Below are 11,833 nucleotides of genomic sequence, written 5' to 3'. Positions count from 1 at the left end.
GATAACTGCGTTAAATTGGCCGTAGTTCTAGCCTGTCTCGTTAATTTCGATGGCTAAGGAAAATGATTATATTGACGTTTTTAACGTTTATACGATGTTTTTTTTCTTTATCAAGTAAGTGGAGGGGATTTCGCGGGTAGTAACGCAAAAATAGTACGTTTGAGCTGATTTTAGAGCCCATTAGTACTGGGCTCTGATGGTTTTCACGATCTTATTTTGAAGCGTGGTAAATCGCAAATTTAGTCGTTTTAGCGCTAATATTACAGTGGCCGAATGCTTGTTCAATGATCGGTGGGTAGCGTAAAAAACTATTAGCAACAATGACTAATTCACCTTTACGATTGAGTTTACCCGGGGCTTTGGCTAACAGCGTTTCAGTGGCATTGTAGCTGGTGTCTAACCCTGAGTGAAACGGGGGATTACTGATAATAAATTGATAGTCACTTTGTGTATCTGAATACACATCACTAGCAAAAACCTGGCCAGTTAGGGCATTTGCTTTCAACGTTTCTTGACTCGAAGCAACCGCTAACGCACTGATATCACACATATCTATGCTAATTTCAGGATTTTTCAGCAGCATGATGGTACCAAGGACACCCGCACCGCAGCCAAAATCGAGCACTTTGCCTTTGAGCTTTGGTAAGTTGTCGATAAGTAATTGGCTACCTGCATCAAATTCACCGTGGCTGAATACACCGGGTAAGCTCTTAATGGTTACGGTTGTTTTCTCGACGTCTAAAGAATAGGTTTTGAACCAATCTTGCAAAACAAAAGGAGCCACTTGTTCTGTGCATTGGCCCCAATAAAAAGAGCAACGTCGTGCAGAGTCGTATTTCTTGATCAGGCCAAATGGCTTGAACATCTTCTCAACACTTTTAACGCCTGAGCGGTTCTCACCAATCACACAAATTTCGGTATCTGGCCCAAGTTTGCTCATCAGCATGGTCAGCAAGTACTCAGCTTCGGCTTTCGCTTTTGGCCAATAAAGTAGCACCATGTCTGCTTGGGTTTCTGAAGTGAACTCAGCACCAAAATGAGTCGTCACTGTGTCATTATCTTTAAGCTGTCGGTAATAGCCGTAATGAGTCGTAAATACGTCGACGGATAGACAGTGCTTAGCCAGTTCAATTGGGAATAGGTCTTCAGCCTCTCCAGCGACAAGAACATGTTTATCGGCAAAGTAGGCGAGTTGTCGTTGGGCAATTTGGCTTGGCGCGGTATAAGAAGACATAGTGAGCTCGTAAAAATAACAATGGGCGGATTTTCGCATAATCCGCTCATTGCTTGAAGTTTTTATCTCGTTATAACGAAGATCAGTTGTTATCTTGCTTGCTCAAGAAGCTGTTAAATTCTTCCTCGTAGATATTAAACAACACCATAGTAATCGCAAAGATCAGCGGGCCGTAAATTAGGCCAATCAAGCCGAACAGTTGAATACCACCCAACAATGAGAAGAATATCATCAAGGTATTCATGCCAGCACTGCCTTGCATCAGAAGCGGTCTTAATACGTTGTCAATTGAACCAACGATCGCAACACTCCAAATCAGCAAGAATATGCCCCACGAGGTTTCTCCGCTAATAAACAAGAAAGCCGTCGCAGGAATCCAAATGAGTGCAGTGCCGACCACGGGAATGAATGATGCGAAGCCCATCATTGTGCCCCAGAATAACCCAGGGAAACCCGCGAGCCACATTCCAAAACCACCTGCAAGCCCTTGCGCTATAGCGGTAAGGAAGGACCCTAGAACCGCGGATTTAGAAACTTGCTCTACTTCGGCAAGTAGGCGATCTTCTTGGCTACGTGATAATGGCAATATATGACGGATTGCTAGAATGATTTTGTCGTGATCTCGAAGTAAGAAAAACAACACGAACAGCATTAAGAAGAAATCGACGATAAACCCGGTGGCATCTCCTAGGATTTTGGCGCTGATAGCGACCAGCTGGGTGCCAAAGCCAGAAATAAGTCCTGCCACTTTTTGTGCTATTTCTTGTGGCTGTATCGCGTCAAAAGGAAGGTATTTGTTTATTAAGTCAAATACTTGCAATATTAATGGGTGATTGAGTGCTTCTTGCATTCCTCCTGTTGTGCCCCATTGGTAGACATTTTGGGAAAACAAAGACGCTTGCTGCACGATTGCTGCAAATACTGCGAGTAATGGCAGCACAATGATAACCACAAGGAATAAACAAGACACTACCGACGCGGTATTTCGGTAGTTTGGCAGTTTGTTTTCAACCCATTCGTGAACCGGAAACATCAATAGTGAAATGATGAAAGCCAAAATGATTGAGTTTACATAAGGTTCAACCAGCAAAAAACACGCATAGGCTGCTGCAAGTAACGCAATCACAAGTACCCAATGGCTGGAGGCTAACTTTAATTTTTCTGGCACGGTAGTGTTCTCTGCATAATAAGTTACTGGATATAATGGACATAAAACAGACGCTTATCAAATAATTAACCGTTATACTTGAGAGTGAATCTTATTTACCGTACGTATTGGCTATAAAAATAGGGATGATACGTAAGGTTTTGGCGCAATAGTTTGGAGTTGATGATGGCATGTTGTGGTGAGAAGTCGTGTTCAAAAACCAAAAAACGCATCAAGTTACCTTGGTTTAGCTTGATTATGGTCAGTTTATTCGTTTTGGTCGTTTTTTATTGGCAATAGGCAATAGCGATAGCAGGATTTCAGGTGAACTGTTTTTCTGAGGATTAGATATGAAAAGAGCCAGTAAAAACTGGCTCCTTGTGTTTAGACGCTATGGGGCACTTATTGCTATTCGCTGTCTTGTGCCAACATTGCAAAGCAACGGTCAGCGGCTTCTAGAGTCGCATCAATTTCTTTTGAACCGTGTGCTAATGAAGTAAAGCTAGCTTCAAACGCTGATGGTGCTAGGTAAACACCGTGCTTAAGCATGTAGTGGAAGAATTTTTTGAATTTCTCTACGTCGCATTTTGCTACGTCTTCATAGCAAGTTACGGTTTCTTGGTCCGTAAAGAAGAAGCCAAACATACCGCCAACTTGGTGCACAAGTAGTGGAATACCGTGCTTATCTGCAAGTTCTTTGAAACCGTTAGCAAGCTGTTTGGTTTTAGAGTTCAAGCGTTTTTCATTGCCTTCTTCTTTCAGCAGTTGCAAACAAGCATAACCTGCAGCCATTGCAACAGGGTTACCTGAAAGCGTACCTGCTTGGTAAACCGGCCCTGTAGGTGCAATGTATTGCATTACGTCTTTACGACCACCAAAAGCACCGACAGGCATGCCGCCGCCGATAACCTTACCTAATGTTGTTAGATCCGGCTTGATGTTGTAATGCGCTTGAGCGCCTCCTAGTGCAACGCGGAAGCCTGTCATTACTTCATCAAAAATCAGCAGTGCGCCTTCTTGGTCACAGATCTCACGTAGGCCTTCATGGAAACCTTCCACTGGAGGAATGCAGTTCATGTTGCCCGCAACAGGTTCAACGATGATACAAGCAATTTCGCCCTTGTTAGCTGCAAACAGTTCACGGACGGATTCAAGATTATTGAACGTGGCCGTTAATGTATGCTTAGCAAAATCTGCAGGAACACCAGGAGAGCTTGGTTGCCCAAGTGTCAATGCGCCAGAGCCTGCTTTTACCAGTAAGCTGTCAGCATGGCCATGATAGCAACCTTCGAACTTAAGAATTTTGTCACGGCCAGTAAAGCCGCGTGCAAGACGTATTGCACTCATGGTCGCTTCTGTACCAGAGCTCACCATGCGAAGTTGTTCCATTGATGGTACTAGCTCAGACACCAGCTGAGCCATTTCGATTTCCATCTCTGTTGGTGCGCCAAAACTTAAACCACGTTGAGCAGCGTCGATTACCGCTTCACGGATAACCGCGTGGTTGTGGCCCAAAATCATAGGGCCCCATGAACCAACATAGTCGATGTATGCTTTACCATCAGCATCAAAAATCAGCGGGCCATCAGCTCGCTCTACGAATAGCGGAGAACCGCCAACACCATTAAATGCACGTACTGGTGAGTTAACACCGCCCGGAATAGTTTGCTGGGCTTTTTGATACAGCTCGGCAGATTTGGTCATGGATGTATCCTTTATGATTTTTTAGTCCGCTCGCATTGTAGCGCTCCGAAACTATTTTGCACCCATTGAAAAGAAATATTGTGCTAAATGTGAAGTATTAGAAGTGAAGTACTAAAAGCGAAGTGCTAAAAGCTAAGTGAGAGGCTCTAAGCTCTTACTTCGCTTTTAGCACTTAGTACTTCGAACTTAATACTTCCCACTTTATTTCAGTGAATACTTGAACGTTTCACTCAGGTACTAGATAATCTCGAGTAATTAGACAAATAAAATCACCAAAGATTGATCCTAAATGTTTGGGAATGAGTATAAATAGAGAGGTCGTTGTGAGCGAAGTAAATATCCCATTGTCATTTTCAGATACGGCAGCGGCGCGTGTTAAGATTTTGATTGAAGAAGAAGAGAATCCAAACCTTAAATTACGTGTGTACATCACGGGTGGCGGTTGCAGCGGTTTTCAGTACGGTTTTACCTTCGACGAGAGTGTCAATGAAGGCGACATGACCATAGTGAAAGATGAAGTGACTTTAGTCGTTGATCCAATGAGCTTGCAGTATTTAGTTGGCGGCATTGTTGATTATACTGAAGGCCTTGAAGGTTCACGCTTTTTTGTCAATAACCCAAATGCGACAACAACTTGTGGCTGTGGCGCGTCATTTAGCGTCTAGTCTCAAATATTAGATCTATCTATAGATGTTGAAAGCTCTGCTAACCTAGAGCTTTCAACTTGCCTTACCATAATGCTTATTTGTAAGTGTCGGCTTACAAAAATAAGCACTTTCGAACAGATATTCAGCAAAAGATATAATTACAATAAGGCTAGAATTGTCCCGGTATTAGGATGTTTCCGAGGACGTTAAATTTTGGGGAATCCCATAACCACAAGGACTTACTATGCCGTTATTCCGCGTAAGTGGCTTTTTTTCGCAACGACCTTGGCTTGTTTCTTTAATACTTGTTTTACTCTTAAGCCTCTGGCTTGGGCAAGGCATGTTACAAGCTGAAGAAAGCACAACCTCTCCTTCTAAATCGCAACAAACTCAAGATGTGCCACTGGCTAAAGTGGTGATTCAAACGTTCAGTTCTCAAGCAACAGCTAAAAATCTCGATTTATACGGCCGAACAGCACCAAACCGTGACGCAACGTTAGGTGCCGAAATCGCGGGACGAATTGACAGTTTATTGGTTCAAAAGGGCAATAAAGTCAATAAAGGCCAGCCAATAGCCCAGATCGACAAAGGCGATTTACTCATTCGTCTTGAAAAAGCCAAAGCATTACTTAATGTTAAAGAGAAAGAATACACGGCGGCTAAATCCTTGAAAAAAAGAGGCTTGCAAGGTGAGGTGGCCTTTAGTTCTGCCCAAGCAGCTCTGACCGATGCGAAAGCAAATGTAGAAAACGCAAAATTGATGTTGTCTCATACCCTTATCAAAGCGCCATTTTCTGGCTTTATTGATGACTTAGTGGTTGAAGTCGGCGATTTTGTCGGTGTCGGGGACCCAGTTGCAACGCTAATTGACCTGGAAACTCTCGTCATCGAAGCGGATGTGAGTGAGAGGCATGTTAGTCAGCTTGAATTGAATCAAGTGGCGAATATACGCCTTGTGACGGGGCAGCTTATTAATGGCACGCTGCGCTATGTTTCTCGTGTTTCTTCTCCATCGACCAATACTTTTAAAGTTGAAATTGAAATACCCAATCAAGGCCAAAGAATTTCGGCGGGTATTAGCGCCGAAGTCACATTGAAGCTAGATACCCAATTGGCGGTTAAAGTTACTCCAGCCATGCTTGCTCTTGATGAAGAGGGCAACCTGGGGGTGAAAACCGTGGTTGATAGCAAAGTGACGTTTGTGGCAATCCAATTGGTTAAAGCGGAACAAGACGGGGTTTGGTTAACGGGTTTGGGCGATAAGGTCGACATTATCACAATAGGGCAAGGTTTTGTCCGTGGTGGTGATATGGTCAACGCCGTTTATCAGCCATAGGGAGTTGACGCTATGTACAGCATAATTGATGCGGCATTGACCCGCTCTCGTACCATGATGTCTTTACTTATTCTCATATTGGTCGCAGGAGCGATGACCTATGTGGCGATACCGAAAGAGTCCAGTCCAGACATTACCATTCCTATTATTTATGTTTCAGTCGGTCATCAGGGTATCTCCCCTGATGATGCGGAGCGTTTGTTAGTTAGACCAATAGAACAAGAGTTGCGTTCTATTGAAGGCGTTAAAGAAATGAGTGCCACGGCGTCTGAGGGCCATGCTTCGGTGGTACTTGAATTTAATGTGGGCGTCGATCTTAATAAAGCCATGTCTGATGTTCGAGATGCGGTTGATCTCGCTAAACCAAAACTGCCAGCGGATAGCGACGAGCCGACAGTCAATGAAGTCACGTTAGCTTCCGAGCAGCCCGTACTTTCGGTTGTGCTATACGGCACAGTGCCAGAGCGCACGATCGTACAAATTGGCCGTATCATTAGAGATAAACTAGAGAGTTATCGCCAAGTTCTTGAGGTCGACATTGCTGGCGATCGAGATGATGTGGTCGAAATCATCGTTGATCCTTTGCTAATGGAAAGCTACGGCTTAGATCAGGGGGATATCTATAACCTGATCGCGTTAAATAATAAGGTGGTCGCCGCTGGGTATGTGGATACTGGCTATGGGCGCTTTTCTGTCAAAGTGCCATCCGTTTTTGATTCCCTTAAAGATGTGTTAGAGCTACCCGTTAAAGTTGAAGGCAAACAAGTTATTACCTTTGCTGATATTGCAACCGTGAGGCGTGCTTTTAGAGATCCAGAAAGCTTTGCCCGTTTGGATGGTGAGTCTGCTGTCATCTTGGACATCAAAAAGCGTGCTGGTGAAAACATCATTGAAACCGTTGATCTGGTGAAAGAGGTGATGGCACAAGCTCAACTGCGTGATGATTGGCCTGCTAACCTGCGGGTCAAGTACACCAAAGATGAGTCAAAAGACGTTAAGATCATGCTTAACGATCTGCAAAACAATATCTTGTCCGCCATCATTCTGGTGGTCATCGTAATCATCGCCATTCTTGGCACTCGTACCGCTTTCTTGGTAGGTATTTCTATCCCCGGTTCTTTTTTGACGGGTTTACTTGTGTTGTCCATCTTTGGGATGACGGTCAATATTGTTGTGTTATTTTCATTAATCATGGCGGTCGGCATGTTAGTAGATGGCGCGATAGTGGTGACCGAGTTTGCAGATCGCCGCATGCAAGAGGGAATCGACAAGAAACAAGCCTATCGCGATGCCGCGAAACGTATGGCGTGGCCTATTACCGCGTCTACTGCCACAACGTTAGCTGCATTTGCACCGTTGTTATTTTGGCCTGATGTGACCGGTGAGTTCATGAAATTCTTGCCACTCACATTGATTGCAACCTTAACGGCATCATTAGTGATGGCACTGCTTTTTGTGCCGGTACTCGGTGGTTTAATTGGTAAGCCGCAAAATGTGTCCAAAGAAAACCAAGCTAAAATGGTCGACTTACATAACGGTGTGTTTGAGCAAGCGACGGGTTTAACTCGCCTGTATTACCAAACGTTAGCCATCGCAATTCACCACCCGATAAAGATCCTGTTCAGTGCCATTGCACTTGCGGTTGCGGTTGGTGTGGGGTATGGCAAAGCCGGGTTGGGCGCAGAATTTTTCCCCGAAGTGGATCCGCCATTTTTTACGGTTAAAGTACGATCTTACGGTGATCACTCTATCCAAGAAAAAGACGCCATCATGCGAGATATCGAACAAGTGGTGTTAGGGCATGATGAGTTCGATAGTGTCTACACCCGAACAGGCGGCGAAGATGTTATAGGGCAAATTCAGATCACGCCTGTGGATTGGCAGTATCGCCGTAAAGTAAAAGACATCATAGAAGAACTGCGTGAACAGACGGACAAGTTTGCAGGCGTTGAGATTGAATATAAATTCCCAGATGCAGGCCCACCGGTTGAAAATGATTTGGTTATCGAGATGTCTTCACGAGTGCCGATAGAACTAGATGAAGCCACCAAAATTGTCCGACATTGGGCGGATAATAACCCGGCGCTTATTAATGTCAGTGACACTTCGAGTAAAGAGGGTATAGATTGGCAAATTGATATACGCCGTGATGATGCCTCTCGCTTTGCAGCGGATGCGACTCTAGTGGGTAATACTGTTCAGTTTGTAACTAACGGTTTGAAGATAGGCGATTACCTGCCTGATGATGCGAATGAAGAAGTGGATATCTTAGTTCGGTACCCTGAAGAAAAACGTGATATTGGCAGGTTTGAACAGCTTAGAATCAAAACGCCAATGGGTTTAGTTCCGATCACTAACTTTGCCGAAATTAAACCTACACCGAAGCAAGATGCTATTGAACGTATTGATGGCCATCGAGTATTGAATATTACTGCTGACATGAGAGAGGGCTATAACTTAGCACTAGAGCTACCAAATATTGAACAAGCTTTGGCTGATATGGATTTCCCATCTTCGGTAGAATTTAAGATCAGAGGTCAAAATGAAGAGCAGGCCAATTCATCGGCTTTCCTGCAGAATGCCTTTGTGGTCGCGCTTGCGGTCATGGCATTGATATTGGTGACTCAGTTTAATAGCTTCTATCAAGCCTTTTTGATCTTGAGTGCGGTTTTGTTTTCGACTGTGGGTGTGTTTGCTGGGTTACTGATTTTCCAAAGGCCTTTCGGTATCGTGATGTCAGGTATTGGTGTCATCGCTTTAGCCGGAATAGTGGTGAATAATAATATCGTCTTGATTGACACGTATAACCAACTGCGTAAACGAGGGTTAGCTAAGCAAGACGCAATACTCCGTACCGGGGTTCAGCGTTTAAGGCCCGTTATGCTAACGACCATCACGACCATTCTTGGATTGATGCCAATGGTGTTGGAAATGAACATTGATTTGATCAATCAAAAAATTGAGTTTGGTGCGCCAAGTACACAATGGTGGTCTCAATTAGCAACGGCAATCGCAGGTGGCTTGGCATTTGCCACGGTGCTGACATTGGTTCTTACGCCATGTTTGTTGATGCTTGGCCGAGATCCAAAGGATAAAACCAGTACATCAAATACGGATACGCATGAGTCACCAGAGCCTCAAATCGCTTTAGAGGTAGATAAGCCCCGCTCCTAATCGAACTTGAACGGTAAGGTATGCTAGAATCGAACGCTTGCTAAAGAATCAATAGATGGATTCTTAGTAAGCGTTTTTTTATAACTAAGAATGATACGGAACTATGACTTTACGGAATGCCCTGCGCCAGTTTGACAGTTACCGCCGAGACCAAATGGGCGGCTTGGAAACCTTACTCTATAAGCTCTTAAACAATAAGCGCAGTTTAACTTCATCCGCGCTACCTAAAGATGAGATTAAACATATATTGGTGATCCGTAATAATAAGCGTATCGGCAACATGTATTTTATGCTGCCATTTTTGCGCGAAGTGCGAAAACAATATCCCGAAGCACGAATAGATCTGCTACTCAATGAACCTTGGCAAGGCAGCGTATTTTCTAATATGGGCTTTGAGGCGATGGATTATTCGTTTTTCTCTTTTAAAGGGTTGTCTCGCTGGATTTCATGTATGAAAAAGCTGCGCAGCAACCAATATGACTTGGTCTTACTGCCTTATGCGTCGGTTGGCGACAGTATGATGTCAGCATTGATGAATGCTAAAAACAAAGTCGCTGAATTTAATCCACGCCGTAATGTAGCATCACCTCATTCTAATCAACCAGTCAATCGCCATGCCCACGCGGCCTTGGAGAGTTTGGATGTATTAACGGGAATGGGATTGGATGTTCAGTTACCTGCGGATCATACCATGGAATTTAACGAGGATGAGCACTCCCAAGGCATGAAGGTTACCTCTCAGCTGCGAGGTGATCACCAAGGCATCACCATGGCGTACTTTCGAGGTGCTAGGGGTGATAAACAGTTAGATGAAACCACTTGGCAGGGCATTGTTGATAAGTTTGATGACGCTTCGAGCCAGTCGATTCAGTGGGTTGAAATTTTAAGTCCAGATGTCACGCAGCCATTGCAGCCAAACATTAAAACATTTCAGTCAAAAGACATGCGACACCTTGCCGCAGTACTTAAAGAGCTGGATGGCTTTATCTGTTGCGATACAGGGCCGTTGCACTTAGCCGATGCCGCTGGGGCTAAATGCGTTGGTTTGTACACCCACACCAATATAGAGCGTTACGGTTTGCTGGGAGAACACTGTGTTGATGTGGATGGATTAGATAATCTAGACGCAGAGAAAGTACTCAAAGCCCTACAAGATCCTAGTTAGCTCTATGAAACAATTAAAAAAGCCAGATCGAAGGTAACCTCGCTCTGGCTTTTTTGTCTTTAGTCTTAGCTTTTAGAACTTAGCTTTTAGAACTTAGCTTTTAGAACTTGAATCCATCGGCTCTAGGAGTTGCTTGTATCTTTCTAGCTGCTCTAACCTGATTATTGAATTCGCTATAAAGGTTTGTTTCGTTTTGCCCTTCAGCGATTTAGATTGTGGCAGTTTAACGGTGCGTGGGTTCTTGTGCACACCGTTAACTAAGAATTCGTAGTGAAGGTGCGGCCCCGTTACTCGGCCTGTGCCACCTAATGTACCCACCGTTTGACCTTGTTTTACTCGCTGGCCTGTTTTGACGTAGCGCTTGGTCATGTGCAGATACTTAGTAATGTAGGTGTTGCTATGGCGAATAAATACGTAGTTGCCGTTAAAACGATTATAGCCAGACTTTTCAACCGTACCATCACCTGCGGCCCAAATCGGCGTTCCTACTGGTGCGACATAGTCGGTTCCTCGGTGCGCTTTCACTTGCCCGGTGACAGGGTGAAGCCTGCGAGGGTTAAAATTAGAGCTGACGTAACGGAAGTTGATCGGCGAGCGTAAAAACGCTTTTTTCATTGCTCTGCCGTCTTGGTCAAAATAGTTACCCGTTTTCTTATCTCGGATGGCTTTAAATGTATCACCTTGGTTGGTGAATATGGCCGCAATGATGTTGCCACGACCGACTTTCTCACCCTCTACTACCTTTTCTTCATAGAGAACCTGGAAGGCATCACCAGCTCGAATGTCCAAGGCAAAATCAATATCCCAGCCAAAGATGCCTGCTAATTCCATAATTTGGTTTGGCGTTAATCCCGCGACGACACTGGCGTTCCAGAAGTTTGATGTGATTTCAGCTTCAGCGTAATTGAGTTGAATATTGACTTCTTTTTTAGCTACTTGGGAAGAAAAGCCAGAGTCTGTTTTGGTGATTTGAAAGGTCTCGAACTCGCTGATGACGCGGTTTAGCTGAACCAGCTCATTTTGTTCGTTAAAGCCAAATTTAAGAATATTGCCAGGTCGTAAACGTGACAATTGCTTGTTGATTTCTTTTTCACTGGTTATCAAATTGTGCAATAGACGAGCGGATAAACCAATTCGGTTAAATAATAGCGCGGCACTCTCACCTGATTGTACTTTGTGGGATTCCCAGCGAATGAGAGAGACGGGAGCGATATTACCTGCAGGGTTCAGTGCTTCTGCATTAATCGTCAAGGGGTAAAGCTTACCTACTTCTAAGCCAGACTGCTCTGGTCTTAAGTCTTTCGCATCAGGAAGGAAAAAGACAGCGATGACAATTACAGCAGTAAAGAAGCCAATCAGAATGCGGTGTAACAGAGAAAGACGGGCAAATTTCGACATTTGGATCTATTCGCTCAATTAATACGAT

At 44.2% G+C, this 11,833-nt stretch carries 8 protein-coding genes; 4 read left to right on the top strand and 4 right to left on the bottom strand.

Features of this window, described 5'->3' with window-relative positions; translation table 11 throughout:
- Positions 1 to 211: 211 nt before the first annotated feature.
- The 3 genes from rsmC to hemL form a co-directional block, all read right to left on the bottom strand.
- Complete coding sequence (rsmC, locus tag QWZ04_RS14285; protein WP_290328945.1) at positions 212 to 1,234, bottom strand: 16S rRNA (guanine(1207)-N(2))-methyltransferase RsmC; 1,023 nt, start codon at positions 1,232 to 1,234, stop codon at positions 212 to 214.
- Between the two features lie 82 nt (positions 1,235 to 1,316).
- On the bottom strand, positions 1,317 to 2,402 hold the full coding sequence (locus tag QWZ04_RS14280) for an AI-2E family transporter (protein WP_290328944.1): 1,086 nt from the start codon (positions 2,400 to 2,402) through the stop codon (positions 1,317 to 1,319).
- A 387-nt stretch (positions 2,403 to 2,789) separates the two neighbouring features.
- On the bottom strand, positions 2,790 to 4,085 hold the full coding sequence (gene hemL, locus QWZ04_RS14275) for a glutamate-1-semialdehyde 2,1-aminomutase (protein WP_290328943.1): 1,296 nt from the start codon (positions 4,083 to 4,085) through the stop codon (positions 2,790 to 2,792).
- Positions 4,086 to 4,408: 323 nt separating this feature from the next.
- Here hemL and erpA point away from each other — a divergent pair, with 323 nt between their 5' ends.
- The 4 genes from erpA (at position 4,409) to QWZ04_RS14255 (ending at position 10,407) form a co-directional block, all read left to right on the top strand.
- On the top strand, positions 4,409 to 4,750 hold the full coding sequence (erpA, locus tag QWZ04_RS14270; RefSeq protein WP_102522224.1) for an iron-sulfur cluster insertion protein ErpA: 342 nt from the start codon (positions 4,409 to 4,411) through the stop codon (positions 4,748 to 4,750).
- 226 nt (positions 4,751 to 4,976) lie between these two features.
- Positions 4,977 to 6,068: an efflux RND transporter periplasmic adaptor subunit gene (locus QWZ04_RS14265; protein ID WP_290328942.1), complete on the top strand. Its 1,092-nt coding sequence runs from the start codon at positions 4,977 to 4,979 to the stop codon at positions 6,066 to 6,068.
- Positions 6,069 to 6,080: 12 nt separating this feature from the next.
- On the top strand, positions 6,081 to 9,242 hold the full coding sequence (locus QWZ04_RS14260) for an efflux RND transporter permease subunit (RefSeq protein ID WP_290328941.1): 3,162 nt from the start codon (positions 6,081 to 6,083) through the stop codon (positions 9,240 to 9,242).
- 103 nt (positions 9,243 to 9,345) lie between these two features.
- A complete protein-coding gene (locus QWZ04_RS14255) occupies positions 9,346 to 10,407 on the top strand; it encodes a glycosyltransferase family 9 protein (protein WP_290328940.1) in 1,062 nt (353 codons plus the stop codon).
- Positions 10,408 to 10,500: 93 nt separating this feature from the next.
- Here the strand turns inward: QWZ04_RS14255 and shyC are convergent, their stop codons facing one another.
- Positions 10,501 to 11,805 carry a peptidoglycan DD-endopeptidase ShyC gene (gene shyC, locus QWZ04_RS14250; protein WP_290328939.1) on the bottom strand — a complete coding sequence of 435 codons (1,305 nt, stop codon included), beginning with the start codon at positions 11,803 to 11,805 and terminating at the stop codon, positions 10,501 to 10,503.
- Between the last annotated feature and the right edge of the window lie 28 nt (positions 11,806 to 11,833).

It is taken from the genome of Vibrio tapetis subsp. quintayensis, from assembly GCF_030409945.1.
Classification (GTDB): Bacteria; Pseudomonadota; Gammaproteobacteria; order Enterobacterales; family Vibrionaceae; genus Vibrio; species Vibrio quintayensis.
The sequence above is the reverse complement of the archived record's forward strand: the minus strand, read 5'-3'. Positions and strand labels throughout refer to the sequence as shown.

Coding starts and splice junctions, on each gene's coding strand:
- rsmC (WP_290328945.1), bottom strand. CDS start 1,234: ATGTCTTCTTATACCGCGCCAAGCCAAATTGCCCAACGACAACTCGCC.
- hemL (WP_290328943.1), bottom strand. CDS start 4,085: ATGACCAAATCTGCCGAGCTGTATCAAAAAGCCCAGCAAACTATTCCG.
- QWZ04_RS14265 (WP_290328942.1), top strand. CDS start 4,977: ATGCCGTTATTCCGCGTAAGTGGCTTTTTTTCGCAACGACCTTGGCTT.
- QWZ04_RS14260 (WP_290328941.1), top strand. CDS start 6,081: ATGTACAGCATAATTGATGCGGCATTGACCCGCTCTCGTACCATGATG.
- QWZ04_RS14255 (WP_290328940.1), top strand. CDS start 9,346: ATGACTTTACGGAATGCCCTGCGCCAGTTTGACAGTTACCGCCGAGAC.
- shyC (WP_290328939.1), bottom strand. CDS start 11,805: ATGTCGAAATTTGCCCGTCTTTCTCTGTTACACCGCATTCTGATTGGC.